This window comes from Pantoea sp. UBA5923 (assembly GCF_002431095.1).
Classification (GTDB): Bacteria; Pseudomonadota; Gammaproteobacteria; order Enterobacterales; family Enterobacteriaceae; genus Pantoea; species Pantoea piersonii.
In genome coordinates this window covers 18,201-39,339 of sequence record NZ_DJDN01000071.1, presented here as the reverse complement: position 1 = coordinate 39,339, position 21,139 = coordinate 18,201, and the positions used below count along the sequence as shown (strand labels likewise).

General features: G+C 55.3%; 15 protein-coding genes. 1 reads left to right on the top strand and 14 read right to left on the bottom strand.

Features of this window, described 5'->3' with window-relative positions:
- Positions 1-389 precede the first annotated feature (389 nt).
- The 14 genes from galE to wbaP all read right to left on the bottom strand — a co-directional run bounded on the left by galE (position 390) and on the right by wbaP (position 18,766).
- Complete coding sequence (gene galE, locus B3797_RS16805; RefSeq protein WP_311791648.1) at positions 390-1,403, bottom strand: UDP-glucose 4-epimerase GalE; 1,014 nt, start codon at positions 1,401-1,403, stop codon at positions 390-392.
- Positions 1,404-1,456: 53 nt separating this feature from the next.
- Complete coding sequence (gene galF, locus B3797_RS16800) at positions 1,457-2,353, bottom strand: UTP--glucose-1-phosphate uridylyltransferase GalF (RefSeq protein ID WP_311791647.1); 897 nt, start codon at positions 2,351-2,353, stop codon at positions 1,457-1,459.
- A 275-nt stretch (positions 2,354-2,628) separates the two neighbouring features.
- Positions 2,629-3,969, bottom strand: a complete 1,341-nt coding sequence (locus B3797_RS16795) for a lipopolysaccharide biosynthesis protein (protein WP_311791646.1) — start codon at positions 3,967-3,969, stop codon at positions 2,629-2,631.
- Positions 3,966-5,189: a glycosyltransferase gene (locus tag B3797_RS16790; RefSeq protein ID WP_311782582.1), complete on the bottom strand. Its 1,224-nt coding sequence runs from the start codon at positions 5,187-5,189 to the stop codon at positions 3,966-3,968. Before B3797_RS16790 ends, B3797_RS16795 begins: the two co-directional genes overlap by 4 nt.
- A 4-nt stretch (positions 5,190-5,193) precedes the next feature.
- Entirely contained in the window at positions 5,194-6,456 is a 1,263-nt protein-coding gene (gene wcaK, locus B3797_RS16785; protein ID WP_311791645.1) for a colanic acid biosynthesis pyruvyl transferase WcaK, read from the bottom strand.
- A gap of 186 nt (positions 6,457-6,642) precedes the next feature.
- Positions 6,643-8,853, bottom strand: coding sequence for a phage tailspike protein (locus tag B3797_RS16780; RefSeq protein ID WP_311791644.1), 2,211 nt, complete (start codon positions 8,851-8,853; stop codon positions 6,643-6,645).
- 90 nt (positions 8,854-8,943) lie between these two features.
- Positions 8,944-9,978 (bottom strand): glycosyltransferase, encoded by a 1,035-nt coding sequence (locus B3797_RS16775; RefSeq protein WP_271152892.1) that lies wholly within the window; start codon positions 9,976-9,978, stop codon positions 8,944-8,946.
- A 40-nt stretch (positions 9,979-10,018) separates the two neighbouring features.
- Positions 10,019-10,771 (bottom strand): glycosyltransferase family 2 protein, encoded by a 753-nt coding sequence (locus tag B3797_RS16770; protein WP_120454182.1) that lies wholly within the window; start codon positions 10,769-10,771, stop codon positions 10,019-10,021.
- Positions 10,772-10,836: 65 nt separating this feature from the next.
- Entirely contained in the window at positions 10,837-11,754 is a 918-nt protein-coding gene (locus B3797_RS16765) for a glycosyltransferase family 2 protein (protein ID WP_311782585.1), read from the bottom strand.
- Between the two features lie 133 nt (positions 11,755-11,887).
- Positions 11,888-13,024, bottom strand: a complete 1,137-nt coding sequence (locus B3797_RS16760) for an EpsG family protein (RefSeq protein WP_311791669.1) — start codon at positions 13,022-13,024, stop codon at positions 11,888-11,890.
- Positions 13,025-13,262: 238 nt separating this feature from the next.
- Positions 13,263-15,440, bottom strand: coding sequence for a tyrosine-protein kinase Wzc (wzc, locus tag B3797_RS16755; RefSeq protein WP_311782587.1), 2,178 nt, complete (start codon positions 15,438-15,440; stop codon positions 13,263-13,265).
- Between the two features lie 12 nt (positions 15,441-15,452).
- Positions 15,453-15,887, bottom strand: coding sequence for a protein tyrosine phosphatase (locus B3797_RS16750; protein ID WP_311782588.1), 435 nt, complete (start codon positions 15,885-15,887; stop codon positions 15,453-15,455).
- Positions 15,888-15,895: 8 nt separating this feature from the next.
- Positions 15,896-17,035, bottom strand: coding sequence for a polysaccharide export protein (locus B3797_RS16745; protein WP_311782589.1), 1,140 nt, complete (start codon positions 17,033-17,035; stop codon positions 15,896-15,898).
- A gap of 297 nt (positions 17,036-17,332) precedes the next feature.
- Complete coding sequence (gene wbaP / locus B3797_RS16740) at positions 17,333-18,766, bottom strand: undecaprenyl-phosphate galactose phosphotransferase WbaP (RefSeq protein WP_311782590.1); 1,434 nt, start codon at positions 18,764-18,766, stop codon at positions 17,333-17,335.
- A gap of 798 nt (positions 18,767-19,564) precedes the next feature.
- On the opposite strand from wbaP, the gene B3797_RS16735 reads away from it, so the two are divergent.
- Complete coding sequence (locus B3797_RS16735) at positions 19,565-21,139, top strand: TerC family protein (RefSeq protein ID WP_311791643.1); 1,575 nt, start codon at positions 19,565-19,567, stop codon at positions 21,137-21,139.

Below are 21,139 nucleotides of genomic sequence, written 5' to 3'. Positions count from 1 at the left end.
CACCCAGGACTTACCAGGTGATAATTCACAACCGTAAATAGTACCTTGTGTAGTAGCAAATTAACACAGGTTTCTATGGTCAGTCGCTGCCTTGCATGGCTCCACAAAACCGCTGTGTGATTCTCCTTTTAACCATCTGAAATTTAAGTATTACCATTTAACTTTCACTTGGGCAAAATTCATTCAAAGAGCAATCTCACGTTGAGTCAGACTGTAAGCTTAAATACTAGTTCGCATCAGATAAATCTGCTTTTTGATCGTTTAAGGTGAATTAATCTGTTTTTATTGTAGGCATCTAACCTGTTCACTAACTTAATCGTTATGTTTGATAACTTATACAAATAAAAAAGCCCGGTCTTAGACCAGGCTCGTTATTGAATTGATATTATTCAGCGAAAACCATCCGGGTTCTTACTCTGCCAGTTCCACGTATCGCGCATCATCTCTTCGATTCCGCGCGACACGCGCCAGTCCAGCTCTTTGTCTGCCAGACTCGCATCAGCCCAGAAGGCTGCCAGATCGCCATCGCGACGCGGTTTTATCTCATAAGGGATCTGCTTGCCAGAAGCTGCCTCAAATGCCTTGATCATCTCCAGCACCGAGTAGCCCTTGCCCGCGCCGAGATTGTAAGCCTTGTAACCCTCTACCTTCGGCAGATGATCCAGCGCTTTCAAGTGCCCTTCCGCCAGGTCGACGACGTGAATGTAGTCGCGCTGACAGGTGCCGTCCGGCGTCGGGTAATCGCCGCCGAATACGCCGAGCTGCGGCAGACGGCCAATCGCCACCTGCGCGATATAGGGCAGCAGGTTATTGGGAATGCCGGTCGGGTCTTCACCGATCTCGCCAGACTCATGCGCGCCGACCGGGTTAAAGTAGCGCAGCGCAATGGCTTTGAATTTTGGTTCGGCAAAGGCGAAGTCGCGCATCACGAACTCAATCATCAGCTTGGAGGTGCCGTAAGGGCTGGTGGTGCCGCCGATCGGCGTGGTTTCTACATAGGGAACCGGCGCGTCGGCGCCATAAACGGTGGCGGATGAGCTGAAGATAAAGTTATAGACGCCTGCGGCGCGCATCTCTTCCAGCAGCACGACAGTGCCAGCGACGTTGTTGTCGTAATACTCCAGCGGCATGCGGGTTGACTCCCCTACCGCCTTCAGTGCGGCGAAATGGATAACCGCCGTGATTTCATTGCTGGCGAAAAGATCGCGCAGGCAGGCGCGGTCGCGGACATCGCCTTCAACAAAGGTCGCCTTTTTCCCGGCCAGCTTCTCGACGCGATTGATTGCCTCGCGCGAGGCGTTGCACAGGTTATCCAGTACTACAACGTCGTCGCCGCGCTGCAATAACGCCAGCACCGTATGGGAGCCGATATATCCCGCCCCGCCCGTTACCAAAATAGCCATGTGTGCTCCTGTCAAAGCTGCCGCGTCGATGCGCGGCAAAACGTGAGAAAAAGTTATTTTGCCAGAATTTTCTCGATAGCGGCGCGGAATTCCTGTCCCATGCCGTTGCTGCGCAGGCCGTAAGAGACAAACGCCTGCATATAGCCAAGCTTACGACCACAGTCGAAGCTGCGACCCGTCAGCAGCGCGGCGTCAACAGGTTTCTTCTGGCTCAGGCTGGCGATAGCGTCGGTCAGCTGAATACGGCCCCATGCGCCCGGCTCGGTGCGCTCAAGCTCGCCCCAAATGTCAGCGGAAAGTACATAGCGGCCGACCGCAGCCAGATCGGAGTTAAGCGACGCTGGCTCTTCCGGCTTCTCGACGAAATTGGTGATAGTACTGACGTCGCCTGGGTTATCCAGCGGCTGCTCGGTGGTAATTACCGAGTACTCTCTGAGATCGGAAGTCGGCATATGCTGCGCCAGCACCTGACTATGGCCAGTCTCTTCAAAGCGCGCCACCATAGCGGCCAGGTTGTAGCGCAGGTGGTCGGCGGTGGAGTCGTCCAGCAGCACGTCCGGCAGCACAACCACAAAGGGGTTGTCGCCAATCATCGGGCGAGCGCACAGGATAGAGTGGCCCAGACCCAGCGGTTGCGCCTGACGCACGTTCATAATGGTCACGCCCGGCGGGCAAATAGACTGCACTTCGCTCAGCAGCTGACGTTTAACGCGTGCCTCGAGCAGCGCTTCCAGCTCGTAAGTGGTATCGAAGTGGTTTTCTACCGCATTTTTGGAAGCATGAGTGACCAGCACAATCTCTTTGATGCCCGCTGCAACGCATTCATCAATGATATATTGAATCATCGGCTTATCAACGACAGGCAGCATCTCTTTTGGAATTGCTTTCGTCGCCGGGAGCATATGCATACCGAGACCCGCAACCGGGATTACTGCTTTAAGCTTGGTCATATTTTTTCCATTTCATGAAGTGAATACGTGTGGTCGATTATGCAGTCTCGGCCAGAACAGCAAGTATAATCTTTATCTGAAAATCCGATACTAAATGCCTGTCATCCCTTAGAAATTCATCTTTTTCCCACTGTTCAGACACGCCATAAAGTGAGTAAAGACAAGCGCTAACCTACGCGCTAAAACCCTCGTCAGGGTCGGTTGCTGATAACGCGTAATGCCAGGCTAAAAAAGAATCGGGCGGCACAGCGGCCGCCCTGGATAATACCCAATGATTAGAGCCAGCGTTCGAACCACTCCGGCATAATGAACAGGTTGAAATGATTCACCAGCACAATCACCGCGATAAATAACGCTGACACTGACACCCACTGTCGCGCATAGGGCATAAAGCGGATGCCGATAACCGGCTTAATAAAGAACGGATGCGCGAAGGCAGAGATTAATACCTGCGAGATCGAGAGCGTCAGCGCCACGTAGAGCACGTTTGGCCAGATAAAAGTGGTTGCCAGCACCGCCAGCACCACCAGACTCGCCACGATATTCCAGTAGAACTCGACGTTGGTGCGGCCGTTCGCCTGCGAAATAGCGCCGGTCAGTCCGCCCATCGGACGCAGCATGCCAAACAGCAACATCAGCGGGATCAGATGGTAAACCTGCTCGTGAGACGCGCCGTACAGCACGCGCACAATCACCGGCGAGAGAATCCCGATAGCGAGGTACATTGCGCTGCTGAAGAGCATGATAACGAAGGTGCCCTTCAGGAACAGCTTTTTGAGCTGCTCGGGATCCTGCTGTTTCTCCGCGAAGCGCGGCAGCGCCAGGCGGTTAATCACCGGTGATACCAGCTTGAGCGGCTGAAGGATCAGCTCTTTTGCCAGCGAATAGATGCCGAGCATCTCTGCGCCCATAACCTTACCGACGATCAGAGCGTCCGCCTGAGTGCGCAGCTGGTTGATGGTCTGCGAGCCAAGCTGATAGATGCCGTAACGCACCGCGCTGATAAAGGTGGCTTTATCAAATTCCCAGGTGGGCCGCCACGCCTTTTCGCCGAAGGCAATCATGCAGATAATGCGGGTGAAGGCATTGATAAACAGCCCAAGGATCGCCGCCGCCACCGTCAGCGATGTAAAGCAGAGCATCGCCACGGTACAGGCAAAAGCAAACAGTTTGGTAGCCATCTCGATTTTGGCGAGCAACACCATACGTTTGGTTTTGATGTAGTGCGCCTGATACTGCGACAGGTGACCCAGCACGAGGAAGTTGAGGCTGGTCAGCATAATCAGCCCCACCAGCTCCGGCAGATGGTAGAACCAGGCGACCGGATACGCGATGCCGAGCAGGATCAAGCCGGTCACCAGGCTCAGCGAAACGTTAACCCAGTAAATGGTGCTCTGCTCGCGCCGGGTGATCTCCTGACGATGCACGAGATAGCTGCTCATCCCCATATCCTGCAACACGGTGGCGACCGCCAGAATGGCGTTGATAATCGCCAGCAGCCCCAGCTCGTGCGCTTCCAGCTTGCGCGCCAGCACGCTGAGCTGCAGTACCTGCAGCAGCGCGGCGAAACAGGTACTGCCAAACAGCCATACCGCCTGTTTTTTCAGTCCGCTCACGCCAGCTGCTCCAGCAGCCGCGCCAGTTCTCCATAGGCGATATGCTGGTTGAACTCTGTTTCGACCTTATGCCGCGCCGCCGCCACTACTGGCGCCACGTCGATATCGCCCTGCGACAGCCTGAACAGCGTATCGGCCAGCGCCTCGGCGTCATCTTCCGGCACCAGCCAGCCTGAAACGTTGTTCTCAATCAGCTCAGGAATGCCGCTGTGGAAGGTAGAAACCACCGGCAAGCCCACCGCCATCGCCTCCATCAGCGCCACCGGTATTCCTTCCATATCGCCATCGGCGGCGGTTTTGGAGGGCAGCAGGAAGATATCTGCTTCGCTGAGGGCGGCGCGGATCTCCTCCTGCGGCTTAAAGCCCGGCATGCTGACGCAATCTTCCAGTCCGGCGTTGGCGATATGCTCGCGCATCATCGCATCCTGATCGCCGTTGCCGATAATGGTGAACTCAAACTGACCGCCGCGCTGTTTCAGCAGCTCGCTGGCCTTCACCGCAACGTCGAGGCCCTTCTTCTCAGTGAGACGCGCCACGGAGACGATGCGCAGCGGCGAGTGAAACGCCTTGCGCGGCTTGAAGTTAAACTTCTCCGGCTCGATGCCCATGCGCGTAACGTGGATCTTCTCCGGCGGGCAGCCCATCTCAATCAGCTTGCGCTCCCAGAGATGACTGATCGGCAGCAGCAGCTCGCTCTGTTCGAACAGATTGACGTAATCCTGCTTGTGCTCTTCCAGAATATGGCGGCGTGAAATATCCGCGCCGTGAAACACCGTCGCCTGCTTGCCGATCAGCACGCCCAGCTCACGCAGCTTATTCGCCAGCGCGCCCGCGTAGCCGAAGTGAACGAGGAACACGTCGGCGGTATAGGGCTGGCGGGTATTCGCCACGATAGAGGGCAGCAGCAGCTTGCTGGACTGCGCGCCGTAGCGGCGTACGTTAAGCGAGCGGATCAGCGCGGGCTTCGCCACTTTCGGCAGCACCAGCTTCAGGCGCTGGTTGAGCTTGTCGATATTTGAGACTTTCTCTTCCGGCAGCAGATAGTGCGTGCGCGCCGCCAGCTGATATTCGTCAAAGGCCGCATGACGGTTCACCAGATCGCCGGGAAATACCGAGATGATCTCTACGTCATAGCCAGCGTCAATAAAATGGGTCACCTGGTTCAGCACGAAGGTCTCAGAGGCGACCGGGAAACGCATGGTGAAAAAAGTGAGTTTCATAGCATTACCCCAATACGTTGAGGATCTCTTCTGTGATCCGGTTACCGACTTCGCGCTCGTGCGCAACCGCCGTATCGACCTGCTGTTTAATGGCGTCATAATTCGCCAGCACGTCTTTGACTTTATCGATCAACGAGCCGTCCATCAGGCTCTGCACGTCGGTCGCCATCTGCGGCAGGCCGAGCTGATTCATTACGCCCATCGACTTGTGTTCATAGTTGATAGCGACGGCAGGCGTGCCGAAGTTCATTGAAATAATGGCGGAGTGCAGGCGCGTGCCGATGGTGAGGTAGCAGTGGCTCAGCAGGATGCCCAGCTCCAGGTCGTTAAACTCATCCATAATGACATGGTAATGCTCCGGGCGCTCGATGCTGTCGCGCAGCGTCAACGCCACCATGCGGTCATCTTTGGCGTAGCTGTCGATGCCGGTGCAGGTCGAGAAGGCGACCACCTGATAACCTTCGGCGATCATCGCGTTGATAACGCGGCCAAAAGCGGCTTCATACTCTTTCTGCGTCACGCCAAGACGCTTATCGAACGGCGCCAGTTCGCGCACGGTAATCGCGATAGTTTTGCGGCTGCTGATAATATTTTGCCAGTGCAGCAGGTTGTGGCTCGGCTTTTCGACGCTGCGCGCGCGCACCAGAAAGGCGGTATCGACGCCCGGCGCGACCTTGCGCGTGGTGACGCCATCCTTTTTCATCAGATCGAGACTGACCGATTCGCGCAGCACCAGGCTGTCAACCCGGTCAAAGACGAAGTTCGCCAGCGTGTTTACGCGTGGATTTTGAAAGGGGCCGACCGAGTGGCCGATCAAATAGAGAGGCTTCTTCGCCATCAGGGCGCAGAGCGCATGATCGAACTGCGTCACGCCGTAGAGATCGACGAAGAACGAGCCGCCGACCTGAATAATGGCGTCGTACTGCTTCAGGCTGTCGGTAAAGGCTTCCAGATGCGCCGGTACGGCGAAGGATTTAAACAGGCCGCCTTTTCCCAGATGCGCCATCATAATGTTCGGCATCAGCCGGTTGGCGACCTTGCGCTTTACCGTTCCAATCAATCCTTTAGCTGGCTTACTGTTGTGCAGAAACAGCGAATCCTGCTGAATCTCTTGCTGGAGCAAATAACCAGAGCTCGTTGGATAACGGCTGATCACATCAATCTCTATGTCACTGCGGGCGGCATGTATCGAATCGATCAGCCCGCGGAGAATCGCGCCATCCCCGCGATTCCCACACGTATGGTTACCCACCAGTAAAATTTTCATTAAAAACTCCGAGAAATTTCTTTTTAATTTTTCCCCGACCTTTAGGTCTGCGATGCGCCGGGTAAACAAGCCGCCCTGTCCTGACGGGCAAAAGTAAACTCTGTGTTTAAAAAAATAACCAATATGCAATGTAAAAAAGCTCCAGAGGATGCTGCTCGCGCCCTTCCCTGGGCGCGGTACGTCAAACTAATCTTTCAAGGCGAAATAGGGTACGGCGCACTGTTCACCGTTAATCACCATTGAGATAAAGCCTTTCGGCTGGCTGGTATCGACCTGCTCGGCGCTGAGCGCGCGCGACGCCAGCAGCAGATCGCCCTGCTCATTGCCGCCGATGCCCGCTTTACCGTTGTGCAGGCTAAAGCGCTGCGGCGCGGCCTTGTTGCCGGACGGCGGCGTGCCTTGCACCATACGCGCGTCGACGCGCGCGCAGCGGCCGGTGGCGAAGCGATCGCGGGCGGTGCTTTTTATCAGCACCACGGCGGACGGCGTCCAGCCCGCCAGCTTGACGAAAATACGCGCGTCGGTGTCGTGCGGCGCAAGGTAGCGCACCTCCAGCACCGGCGAGCTGCCCTCCGCCGACCAGCTCGCTTCCGCCCCGCTCTTTTTGCGCTGCACGTGGATCACCGCGCGGCCGCCGGTGGTGCGGTCTTTCAGCGGGTTCATCAGCGGCTGGCTGGTGCTGCCGTTGCTGAAGTCGGCCTGGCCGAAGATTTCGATCTCCCAGCTGTCGCCGACGTCGGGCGAATAGAGCGTGCCCAGATCAAACCAGGTCTGCTGGTTGCTGTTGTTCACCAGCCGCCAGCGCGAGGTGAGATAGTTGTACTTCAGGCTGCCGTCGGTGGCGATGCCGTAGGACTCGACCCGCGTCGATCCCATCTCCCAGGCGCTGAGCAGGCGCTCGCCCTGCGCGGAGTTGTCGATCCAGCTGCCGGACTGCAGGCTGGTCTGGCGCATATTCAGGCGTGAGTTATGGGCGATCAGCGGATTTTTACAATCTTCAATGCTCAGGGCGTCGACGATCCACTGGCCGTTAGAGATATCGCCCGGGTAGTCGCAGTGTTCGATCCAGCCGTTATGAATAATCGACTGGCCGCAGCGCGGCAGGTTCAGCACTTTGGCGCCGCGACAGTTTTGCGCGTTAAAGTTAGAGAGCTCGATGGCGGTGCTGTGGTCCCAGGCGCCCTGTTTGCGGCCTGACCAGCCCGATTTGATAACGTCGCCGGTGCAGCGCGAGGCGTACCACTGGTCGATTTTACAGTCCAGCGTATCCTGCAGGCTTAGCGACACGCCGCCGACCCGGCTGAAGCGCAGGCAGGCGCCGCGGAAGAACTGTCCGCCTTCGCATTTGTTACTGAAAAAACCCTGAGTATTGGGGCGCTTATCAGTGTTGCCGTTGAAGATCAGGTTGGAAAGCTCGACCCAGCGCGCGTCGACCTTAAAGACGAAGTCGGACTGGCCGTCAGAGACGATGGTGGTTGCGGGGAAGTAGCCGAAGTTTACCATCGCGCCAGAGAGGCGGAAAAAGCGGCGCCCCTGCTGCGAGAAATCGATGGCGGAGACAAAAAAAGTGCCCGCGGGAAACTGCACGCAGATCGGCTGATCCGCCTGTTCCGACCACTGATACATCGCCTTGATGGCGGGCGCGGCATCGGTTTTGCCGTCGGCGATGGCGCCGAAGTCAAACAGCGAAAGCCGGTTAAAATCTTCCACCACACGACGCCAGGAAAAGCCTTCACCGGCAAAGTTGACGCCGCCGTCATCGCGACCCGTCTGGAAGCTGCCGATAAACTCGCCGCCGCCCACTTCCAGTCCTTCATGCCAGCTTTTCAGCTTGATCTTCGCCCCTTCAAACAGCGGGCGGGTTTTACGGAGCTCCTCAACCGAGGCGATTTCGCCTATCAGCTGATAGCCGTCCGGCTGCGCCAGACGCTGGCTGAACGCGGCCTGGCCCGGTCGGCTGACGTCGGGCATGTTAAACAGCGTATTACCGTCGTTATCCTTCACCGTCATTGAGTGCGTCGGATCGGCGATCAGCGCGGCGTTACCCTGGACAAAGCGCGCGAAACTGCCCTTATTGAGCGCAATCGGCTGGGTAATTTGCGCCAGCTTGCCGCTGGCGTCGCGCAGAAAGACCGGGATCTGGTTACCGGCCTGGCTGGCGTCGCTGCCCGCTTTGCCGATCCAGAGCTGGCCTTCAAAGTTCTGCCAGAACTGCGGCGGCATGGCGTAGAGGTTTTCCGGCGTCAGAATCGGCACGTCGCCATTCGGCACTGCCGACGGGTCTACCGTTTTCAGAGCGACGCCGCTGTTTTTTGCCGCATGGCTGGAAAACGCACTGACGGAGAGTGCGGCAACAATGGAGGAGGCTGCGGTCTGCAAGACTTCTCTTCTTTTCATGCATCTAATCCCGTAGTCGATGGGGCCGCGCAATGGGCCATAACAGTGTTCCCTGAGGCACGTTGCAATCAGGTCCTTCCCTTGCCGCCGTTAAACCAGCGCCAGCCAGCTCTGTTTGATCTGCTTACCGTCGAATTTCAGCGCGGTAATTTTTGTTTTTTGACTCATGGCATAGAAGAGTGCGTCGTCGCTGGCGAGCTGATCCATACGCGCCAGGAAGGTCGCTTTGTCGTTCATCGGCACCAGGAAGCCATCTTCGCCCTGGTTGATAATCTCCTGCGGGCCAGTCGGGCAGTCATAGGCCACTACCGGCAGCGACCAGGATTTAGCCTCCAGCAATACCAGCGGCAGCCCTTCGTAGCGCGAGGTCATCAGCGCCATATCGCTGTCGCGGTAGTAGTCGTTGATATTACTGACGCGGCCGACAAAGTTAACGCTGCCGCTGATGCCGAGCGCCGCCGCCTGATCCTCCAGCTGCTGGCGCAGCTCGCCGTCGCCAGCGATGACCAGCGTCCATTCCGGATGGGTTTGCGCGAAGTCACGCCAGATATCCAGCAGCAGATCGAACCCTTTCTGGTGATCGAGGCGGCCGACTGCCAGCGCCTGACGGCTGCGCGTCTTGCGTTCAAAAGACTTAAAGACCACCGGGTTAGGGATTTGCTTGCTCGGAATGCGCCAGCGGGAAAAGACCTGATGGTCTTTATCGGTCAGGACGATGACCTGATCGTAGTAGCGCAGCAGCAGGTACTTGAGGAGTTTGATCGGCTTGCTGAAGGAGTTGATGGCGATATGTTCGCAGGCATAGGCTTTAAAGCGTTTCTTCTTGCCGGAGAGCAGGCTCCAGAAAGCGAACATCACGCTCAGGCGTCCCATGCTGATGAGAAATACGCTGTCGACCTCTTCGCTGTGAATACGCTTCACGATGCTTTTGATCGGATTGCTGTGTCCCTCAAAGCTGACGATATTTTTGACATGCTCAAAGGGGTAGAAGGTTTTACCGCTGCCTTCCAGCGAGTAGATGGTGACGTCATGCGTTTCGCCCAGACACTCGGACATAAAGTTACAGATGTTCTCAGTGCCGGCGTACGAATAGGCATCTTTGATCACCAGGACGATTTTTTTCATTTAACGCTACCCACCTCAAAAGAGTAAAAAGACAATCCGGTTATCGATGCTTGAGGGTAAACAGCACGCCGTTCACCATATACCAGCCGTAATAGTAATAGATTTTTAAAGGATTGTTTTTATAGATAATTCTTAATAATTCCAGGTGCCATTTAGCCGCTTTATTCTTGTTGCGCGACAGGGAATCGCCCAGTTCGTAATAGTTAACGAGAATGCTCTGGATCACGCGCGCCTGTTTGTAACGGGTGAAGAGTTCATAGAGAAACAAGAAGTCTTCGTGCCCTTTGCGCTGGAAGAAAATACCTTGCGGCGGACGGCGGAAGCAGACAGAAGAGAAGCAGACGCGATACTGCTTCTTCACAAAGCTCTCCTGTTGCAGAAAGGGTTTGCTGTAGGTGATGTCGTGATCGGCATTTTTGGTTTTGTAGTGATATTCGGTGATCACAAAATCATCGCCCGCAGCGATAGCCGCGGCCTGCTGCGCCAGTTTGTCGACGTGCCATTCATCGTCGCTGTCGAGGAAGGCGATAATCTCCTCTTTCGCCGCGCGCAGCCCGACGTTGCGGGTCTCCGCCGCGCCGAGGTTCACCTCATTGTCGAGAATGGTAATGCGCGGATCGTTACAGTGCTCGCGCACCAGCGCCAGCGAATCATCGGTAGATTTGTCATTGATCAGGTAAAGATGCCAGTCTGGCCAGGTCTGGTTCATCACCGACTGCACTGCGCGTAAAACCGTCTGACGTGCGTTATACATCGGCATCACAATGCCTACGGTGCCAACATGATTCGTCATATTCATACCTGAATAAAAAAGTATCGTTCCGGGAAAACGCTCCCGCGTCGGGGAGCAAGAAAGAGTCAGGAAACCGCTTTTTCACCGCCCAGCCGCGCCCTTAGCTTGTCTTTCACGCGGTTAAGGAAATAGGCCCGGTTGTCTTTATTGGTGAGAAAGAAGTAGCGCGCGAAGGTCAGGCTCGCCATCAGCGACTTGCCGTCCATTTTGTAACGCAGCGGCAGCTTGAAAGCCTTGTAGGTGTCGATATCGCGCGAGGTCAGATGCGGCTTCATGGCATCCAGCCAGAAAAGCGAATATTTCACCGATTCGCCTTTATGCTTGGATCCAAATTTCGTGACCAGATGGTAGGTGGCGAGCGGACGCGCGATCATGACAAATTCATAGCCGAGACGATCGGCGCGAATGCAGAAGTCATAATCCTGATGGCGGATATAGCGCGTATCGAACTGGATGCGCGCGGCGTCTTCGCGCTTCAGCACGATGGTGCTGGTCTGGATAAAGCCGTAGCAGCCGAACAGATACTCCGCCACGGTTTCGTTTTTACCCGGCGTCTGCATCGGCATGACCTTCAGGAAAGTGCCGTCCTGATAGATGTTAACCTGGCTGTAGATAACGAATTTGCTTTTGCCCTGCGCTTCCAGCTCCGCAATTTTGCGGCTGGTCTCCAGCAGCTTGTCGGCGTGCCATTCATCATCGGCGTCGAGGAAGCTGATATAGTCGCCCGTCGCCAGCTCGATCCCCTTGTTGCGCGCGCCTGCGCCGTTCAGTTTCACCTCAGAGAGCACCAGATTGATGCCCAGATCCTGATAGCGCTCGCTGTTGACTACCTCCGCCAGCGCCGCCGCATCGGCGGATTTGTCGTCAACGATAATCACTTCGAAATTGCGATAGCTCTGCGCCTTGACGCAATCCAGCGTCGCGACAATCGACTGCGACGCGTTATACGCGGGTATTACAATGGAGAAACGAATGTCCTTCATGCCAGTACCTCTTAAAAACAGGGCTGAAATCTATAAAAAACGGACTGCGTACCGCGCGGCGGCGGCGGACGCAGTCCCGTCAATCAGTAAGGGTTACCGGAGCGATAACTGACCAGGTCGTATTCCTCTTTAACTAATGGAATAGTCTAAAGCCCTGAGCGACTTCGTAGCCGACCACGGCCTGCTTAAGAGAAATCGTGTTGTAGTAGAGATAATACAAAAGAAAAAAAGCAAACATGGCAAACATAGCTGGTTTCAATACGGGCCTGACCTGGTAGATCAGAAGGGAGATGATCACCGGCTCCACCTGCAACAGGTAGTTAGAGAGACGCGCACCTGATGAATAGTTATAAAAGAAGATACGAATAGCGCCGCCGATGGCAAACGTCAGAACCAACAGATAATTGAGGCGATACTGCTGGGGGTTATACTTTTTGATCTCATTGCTCAGCATGAAATAGACAAAAATAAACACCAGCATTACGTTTTTCAGGTTGGAGATTGAAAAGACGCCCCCTTCGGCTCCTGTGGCGTACTGGTTATTGTAGTTTTCAGCCCTTTCTCCTATCGCACCCAGATGTGTCGAAATAAGCGAAACAAAGCTGGTCCCGCCAACTTTGGAAGCGGGAACGCTCAGCACGATAATTGCCACCGGCCACCAACGAGAGTCGCGGATAAACAGGAAAGGTACAATCGAGACCACCATCACTGCGGTATTATGGCTTAAAAATGACAAAACGGTGAAACCTAACGCCATCCAGTAGCGTTTCAGATAGATATACCAGATAACCCCGAGAAACAGCGCCGAGCTGAGGCCGAAGCGGATCTGGTTCATATCTTTGTTGATAAAGATATGCGCCGAGTAGAGCGCCAGCGCCACAATTGGATAGGGCGACATTTTCTTAAAGAAGACCGCGTTTATCGTCACCGCCAGCAGGCAGAAGATAAACAGGAAAATATCGGCGTTGTGCGAAAACAGCGTAGTCAGATACGCCAGAATGAAAATCAGCGGTTCATAGCGGAAAAACGCCACCGTATTGGCAAAGCCGTTGACCTGAATACGGTTGATAAAATCGGCGAAAAAGCTGCGGTACTGATAATCATCCATCCCAGTGCCGAGACCGCGGATACCGCCGAACACCACCAGCGTCGCTGCGGCGATGCAGAGCAGATAAGTCAGGATGTGCGTAGTGCGTTCGTCTTTTTTCAGCAGGATTTCCACGATCGAAATCAGCAGCAGAAACCCTGATATATACCAATATGGAGCCATGGTGTGATTCCTTAATTCCACACGTTGCCAGCCCGACAGGCATTTGCGCCCTGGCGCGAAGCTGCGCCTGAAAGCGTCTGCCTGTTGCTGAACCATTCTGTTATGGGCGCCCGCCCGGTTATGCGTGTTATGCGTGGCGTCTGGCGCGAAACACAGAATCACCTGTGTACATCGTTGCGTGTCGTCTTTAAGCGACGATAAAAAGGGGCGGTTACACCGCCCCGTTAATCGTCAAAGTTTAGCTTTTGGTCGGCTTGCCATATTCGTAGTCGTAATAGTCGTAGCCATAACCGTACGAGTTAGCCGCCTTACGCACCACGGCGTTGAGGATCACGCCCTTAATCTCGATGCCGTTCTGCGCGAAGCGCTTGAAGCTGACGTCGATCTCTTTCGTGGTGTTGGTTTCAAAGCGCGCCACCATCAGCGAGGTGCCAGCCAGTTTGCCGATAATTGAGGCATCGGTTACGGCCAGAATCGGCGGCGTATCGATCAGCACCAGGTCGTAGTTCTTGCTCGCCCAGTCCAGCAGCTCGCCCATACGGCGGTGCATCAGCAGCTCCGACGGGTTCGGCGGCACTTGGCCGCGCGGCAGGAAGTCAAAGCCATAAGGGCCGCGCTGAATCAGCGCCGGGCTGAACTCGGTTTTACCCGACAGCACGTTAGAGAGACCAGACCGGTTCTCCGCGCCGATCAGCTCATGGGTATAGCCACGACGCATATCGCCATCGATGAACAGCACGCGCTGACCCGCTTTCGCTACCAGCGTCGCCAGGTTGGCGCAGATAAAGGTTTTACCAATGCCAGGGCTCGCGCCGGTGATCATCAGGATATTGTTCTTCGCTTCCATCATGGCGAAGTGCAGGCTGGTACGCAGGCTACGGATCGCTTCGATTGAGAGGTCAGTCGGGTTGCCCAATGCCAGTAGCGTTTCGTGCGGATCGGTTTTCACTTTATGACCGCGACGCGCCAGCGCTTCGGTATCCTTCTTACGCTGCCACTCAGACAGCGGCACGCTGGCATAGACGTTCATGCCCAGCTCTTCCAGCTGTTCCGGGTTCTCGATACCGTGATGCAGCATCGCTTTCAGCAGCACCAGGCCCACAGAGACAATCAGACCCAGCAGCAGGCTGGCGGCGATGATCAGCGCTTTCTTCGGCGCGACCGGCGCGTTGGCCGTTTCCGCGTTATCGATGATGCGCACGTCGCCGACGGTGCTGGCTTTACTGATGCCCAGCTCCTGCTGACGGTTCAGCAGCTGCATGTAGATTTCCTGACCTGACTGTACGTCACGCGTCAGGCGCAGGATCTCTTGCTGCGTCTGCGGCATCTGGGAGATTTTCTTGTTCAGCTGCGCCTGTTCGCCTTCCAGCGTTTTGCGTTTTTCCAGCAGCGCGCGGTAGGTCGGGTGATCTTTAGTGAACAGCTGCGATACTTCTGCTTCGCGGAAGGTCAGCTCGTTCAGCTGGCTCTGCACGCTGACGGAGGAGTCGAGCGCCGATTTCGCTTCCAGCGACATATCCACTGATTCGTTCTGGCGGCGGAAGGTGTTCAGCTTGTTCTCAGCGTCGTCCAGCTTGGCGCGCACCTGCGGCAGCTGGTTGCGCAGAAACTCGAGGCTCTTCTCAGCCTGCTCAGATTTGCGCTCAACGTTTTGCAGCAGATAGTTATTGACGATCTGGTTCAGCACCTTGCTGATGTGGTCAGGATCTTCACCCAGATACTGCAGGCCCAGCACGCCGGTGTCTTTGCCTTTGTCAGCGACGGTGAGGTTCGCCAGCACTGAGTTAATCGCCTGCAGCTCGTTCAGTTTAGTAACGGTAAAGCTGGTGCCTTTGTCCGCCTGAATGTCGCTGACCAGCATGGTGATTTCGCCGTGCTGCTCAAGACGGCCTACCTGGCCTTTAAACAGCTCGTCGCCATCTTTACTTACGGTATAGGTGGTTGGGCCGGTCACTTCCAGCTCAACGCTGCGCTTGTCAACGGTGCGCGGGATCTCCAGACGCGAGATAGCGAGCTGCGCCGGTTTGTTGCCCATCAGGCGCGACAGCCCTTTCCCGATAACCGGAAAATATTTCTGCTCGACGACGGTATCCAGACCGAGATCGCTCACGGTCTTACCGATCACCATACGTGATTCCAGGATCTGAATCTCCGTATCGGATTCCGGCGTCGCCGGCATGATGCTTTGCAGATCGGAGAGCACGGTGCTGGTGTTTTTCTGCTCCACCTGCACCATAGCGTCGGCGCTGTAAATCGGTGTGGCAAACAGTGTGTAGAGCGTTCCCACCAGCATAAAGAAGGCGGTTACGGCGACAATGATCCAGCGGTGATCGATCAGCTGGCCCAAAAGGTGGCCAAGATCGAATCCCGTCGACTCCTCTCTTGGCGCGGTCATAACCTTATTTTTAATATTCATGGATAATCCCAACTATCGGCTTAGTACGTTGACCCATTTCTGGGTAGCGTTTTCCAGTAACCCGTAAACCTCTTCAAAGGCCTCACGACTCTTTCTGTACGGATCCGCGATTTCCTGTTGGTTGAGCCAGTGCCCAAGCAGCATGGTTTTTCCGCGCGCGGCTGGATCGATGCGACTGACCTGTTCGATGTGACGTTTCTCCATCACCAGAATCAGATCGAAATCGCGGCACATACTGGCGGTTAACTGCTGCGCTTGATGTCCCTCCAGCGAGAGGCCATGACGCGCAGCCACCTCGCTGGCGGTTTGATCCGCCGGATAGCCCTTCAGGGCGCCCAGACCCGCCGAAGCGACTCGTTTTTCCGGCAACGCGCGCTTCAGTAAGCGCTCCCCGGTTGGAGAGCGGCAGATGTTGCCGACGCAGACCACTAACACGGACGTAATCATGGCTAAACCTAGTTCGACCAGTTGCGGAAACGCAGCGCCGCTTCGCTCGCATCGTTGATGCCGGCGATGGTCGGCAGCAGCTGCGAAATCACGCGGTTCCAGCGCGTCAGCGGCGTGGAGGTGACATAGACGATGTCGTAAGGCTCAAGTTGGAACTCGGTACCCATTACCATGGCCGCCGCATCTTTGGTGTTCAGCTGATAGATGTTGGCGATCTTGGTGCGGTTGGTGCCGCGAATCGGACGGATAACGAAGACGCCGGTAGCGTCTGCGGCCGTCTGATCCATGCCCTGCGCGTTGCCCAACGCTTCCGCCAGCGTCATGCCGCTACGGTCCATCTTCAGCGTTGACTGCTGACGCACTTCGCCCATTACGAAGACTTTGAGATCGTCGTTGCGCGGCACATAGAGGATATCGCCAGGGTAGAGTAGATGGTTCTGGCTCAGGTCGCCGTTCTGCATCAGCGCCTGCAGAGAGACGCGCTGCTCGGTGCCGTTGTGCGTCAGCACCACGTTGCGCCAGTCGGCGTCTGCTGCCAGGCCACCCGCGGCGTTGATGGCGTCCAGCACCGTCAGCGGCACGTTGGTGATCGGCTGCTGGCCAGAGGTGGTCACGGCGCCGGTCACGTAAGTTTTCTGCGACTTAAAGGAGGCGATGCTGACATCGACCTGCGGGCTCTCGATATACTGCGCGAGGCGGCGCGCGATCTCGCTGCGCACTTCGGTGACTGTACGGCCGACCACGCGAACCTTGCCGATATAGGGATAGAAGATGGTGCCGTCGGAGTGCACCCAGTTGCCGGTGTCGCTGGCGCTGCGGTACTGACCGGCAGGCGTCGTCAGCTCAGGGTGATCCCATACGGTCACGTTAACCACGTCGCCAATGCCGATGCGGTATTCATAGTTCTGGATTTCGTTCTGCAGCCCTGGGTTAGCCTGCGCCACCAGCGGCTTAGGACGCATCTGCTCGACCAGGCGCGGCGTTAACGGGAAAACATTGACGTATTTGTCGATGTCATAGTTGCTGTCCTGCTGCTCAACGACATCTTTTCCGCTAGTGGAAAGGTGCTGGCCAGGAACAACCGTACACCCTGAGAGAAATGTGGCGGATACCAGCATGGGTATCAATTTCGTTTTGATTGTAATCATCTAGATCTTCGCTATCAGTTATTGATTGATAGAGGCGAAAACGCCGCTGTGTAAGCGCTGAAAAAAAATAAACTCGCCAGCCTAAGCACTGAAAATGTCTGTCATTATCACTTGCTCCCTAACTCTTTTTGTTGCTGCCGTTTAACAGGATGGAATAAGCAAATGCGTATTATTACCTTCTGCATCAATTAACGGCTTCCTTCAGCCACGATAATGGCAGCAATCGCCAATGACGTTGCCAGCGGCGGCGTCTGAATCAGGAAGCGCCCGTACAGCGCTCCCCGCACTCGCCGGCTATCAATACGCCCCATCGCGCTTCAGTACGACACCCACCGTTTTGAACAAAATGGCGATATCGTTCCACAGCGACCAGTTTTTTACGTACCACGAATCGAAATAGACGCGCGTTTCGTAATCAACGTCGTTACGACCGCTGACCTGCCACAATCCCGTCATGCCTGGCTTCGCCATCAGGTAGTAGTCGACATCCCCGGCATAACGGCAAAGTTCATCTTCAATCACCGGGCGCGGACCGACGAGACTCATATCGCCGCGCACGACGTTCCACAGCTGCGGCAGCTCATCCAGACTGGTTTTACGGATAAAGTGGCCGACTTTGGTGATGCGTGGATCGTTTTTCAGTTTGAAATCTTTGTCCCACTCGGCGCGCGCTACCGGATCGGTGCGAAGCACCTCTTCCAGCACCTCTTTGGAGTTGATCACCATCGAGCGGAACTTCAGGCATTTAAATTTGCGGCCGTTCATGCCGACGCGTTCGTGACCGTAAATCGGCGGCCCGCCGTCGCGTCCAACGAGGAAGCCGAGCACCAGCAGCGCAGGCAGCAGCATGATAATGATCGACAGCGCGCCAACGATATCGAACGCCCGCTTCAGGAAGCGCGAGGTGCGTTTCGCCAGGTTGTTATTGACGCGCAGGATCATCACTTCATGGCTGAAGATGTAGGCCATGTCGGTACCGTAGAGCGGCACGCCGCGCAGCGTCGGGATAACGGAGACCGAGCGGCAGTTATGCATCGCCAGGTTTTTTAACCACACGTCGCGGTACTGACTCTGTTCGTACTCGACTGCCACGATAAACTGCGTTTCGCTGTGGGTCAGGTTCCACAGTTCGGCCTCTTCGCGCAGCACCGGCACGCCGGAGATGCTCGCCTGCGGACAGGAGCCATCCACATCGTAAAAGGCGATAACGTCGAAACCCATCACCTCTTCGCTCTGCAACGCCTGCCAGGCTTCCTGCGCATTTTTACTGCTGCCGATGATAATGGTCTGCTTTTTCCACAGGCCATAATGATTCAGCATGTGTTTAACCACAGCGCGTGACAGCGGAATTAATATCAGCGCCAGCAGCCAGGTCAGGAACCAGACGAAACGCGACATTTGCCACTGCGACAGCGCGGTAATCGACAGGTCGATAATGGAAAAAATAAGAATGGTACGAAAAACTTCTTTCAGCTCGAACCAGAATGGCTTGCGGTAGGTAAAGTGACGCAGCCTGACCCAGAACCATCCGACGCAAATTACCGACAGGAAAATATGCGTAGCAATTTTCAAATGCAGATCTTTTTCAGAAATATCTGCCAGTGGCGAATCAGACATCATATTAATTAACGCCAGCGCTATGAATAAAGCAGCGTTAAAACAAATTAAATCCGAACCGGCCAACAACAATTTAGTGAAAAGACTTTTAAACGTAATTTCAGTATCGCGCATATTTAACTCTTTATTTTATTTCCTTTAACCCATGACGCCCTGAGCTGTGTAATAATTGAGCGAATCAGTTTCTCGTCGACATATGCGTAACTGAGGGGAGTTCCAGGGTGCGTTCACGCCAATTTCCTTATCAAGCAAACAAGAAAATTTTTATAAATACCAACAGATTACTCTGACTTCACCTGCCGTGACGCACTGATTATTTTCTAAACGTAAAAGGCGTTTCAGGCACGCTACCGCCCTTGGCTGTCGCTGCCAATACCGCTTTTGATATCCTGTTTCCGGCCTGTCATTCCCGGACCGGCTGCCTGATGCATACCCACGGGACAGATCACATTTCACAACATTGGGTGCCAAATCTGTGGGCGAATATCAACATAAGCGCAGACTTTTAACAGCACGTTGCTATACTAGTTATTACTGGCTTCTTTACAAGTAGGCCCCGCCGTCCCCTGACTATTTTAGGAAAAAGACTACCAGTCATTAGTATTGAGGCCCGTCATTCGGCAAAATTGAAAGTGCAATACCCTGCGTAAAAATCAGATTAATTCCATATTCACCACGCTAATAAATTGCCTCGCTGCTGCGATGCATTTCAAATCGATTCATCAGTTATTCACCGGCTCGCAATCTTCTCCTTTACATCACGCTGTCATAATGATGAAAGAAAACGCCCATTCGCTTTCTATTATTATCCCGCGTTGCGCGCAACGTCGGGCGCGGCGACAAGTTGTGCCCTGCGCTTCACTCCACTATCCTCAGATTTTACTGACTTCGATATATTCAGGCGGCTAAGGCATGTTGGAGGTGTTTGCGGATCCCTCGCTGTGGGCGGGGTTAATTACGCTTATCGTTCTTGAGCTGGTGTTGGGGATCGATAACCTGGTGTTTATCGCCATTCTGGTGGAAAAGCTGCCAGCTAAAGATCGCGATCGGGCGCGCGTTATTGGTTTACTGCTGGCGTTGCTGTGTCGTCTGCTGCTGCTGGCGTCGCTTTCATGGCTGGTCACGCTGACGCAGCCGCTGTTTACCCTGTACAGCCACCCCTTTAGCGCGCGCGATTTGCTGCTGCTGCTCGGCGGTTTGTTCCTGCTATTTAAGGCGACAACCGAGCTTAATACGCGGCTGGAGGGAGAGGACCACGGGCAGAATCAACATAATCGCGGCGCTAAATTCTGGCCAGTCGTAGCGCAAATTGTGGTGCTGGACGCTATTTTTTCGCTGGACGCGGTGATTACCGCCGTCGGCATGGTAAACCAGCTGCCGGTTATGATGACGGCGGTCACCATCGCTATTCTGCTGATGTTGCTGGCCAGCAAGCCGCTGACGCGCTTCGTCAACCGCCATCCCACCATCGTCATCCTCTGCCTGAGCTTTCTGCTGATGATCGGCTTTAGCCTGGTGGCGGAAGGTCTCGGCTTTGTTATTCCCAAAGGCTATCTCTACGCGGCGATCGGCTTCTCAATCGTTATTGAGGCGTTCAACCAGCTGGCGCAGCGCAACCGCCGCCGCGCCCTGTCAGCCGGGCGTTCGCTGCGCCAGCGCACCGCGGAAACCGTACTCCGGCTGCTGCGCGGCGAGGCGGATCGCGCCGAACTGGACCCGCAGAGCGCGTTACTGATCGCCGACAGCGATCAGCACGCGCTGTTTAACCGCCAGGAACGCGTGATGATCGCCCGCGTGCTCAACTTTGCCCAGCGTCACGTCAATACCATTATGACGTCGCGGCACGATATTGAGCATATTAACCTGGACGACGATCCGGCGGAGATTATGGCGCGTCTCGACCGCAATCAGCATACCCGCCTGCTGATCACCGATCAGAGCAATGAATTGCTGGGCGTAGTGCACGCTATCGATCTGCTGCACCAGTCACTGCACCACCAGTCGCTGGATTTACGCGCGCTGATCCGTCAGCCGCTGATCTTTCCGGAGCGTTTGACGCTGCTGCAGGCGCTGGAGCAGTTTCGTCAGGCGCGTACCCATTTTGCTTTTGTGGTGGATGAGTTCGGCTCGGTGGAAGGGGTAGTAACGCTCAGCGATCTGATGGAAACCATCGCTGGCAATTTACCGCTTGAAGGTGAAGAGATCGACGCCCGCTATGATGTGCAGGCGCAGGGCGAAGGCCGCTGGATCGTCAACGGCAATATTCCGCTGGAAGACCTGGCGCTCTACGTCAGGCTGCCGCTGGATGAGCGGCGCAGCTACCATACGCTGGCGGGCCTGCTGATGGATACGTTGCAGCATATTCCTGAAGAGGGGGAAACCCTGCAGGTCGGCAGCTATCTGCTGCGCACGTTGCAGGTGGATAACCATCGCGTACAGAAGGTCGAGATCCTGCAACAGCCGCAGGATCTCGATTATGAGGTGTGA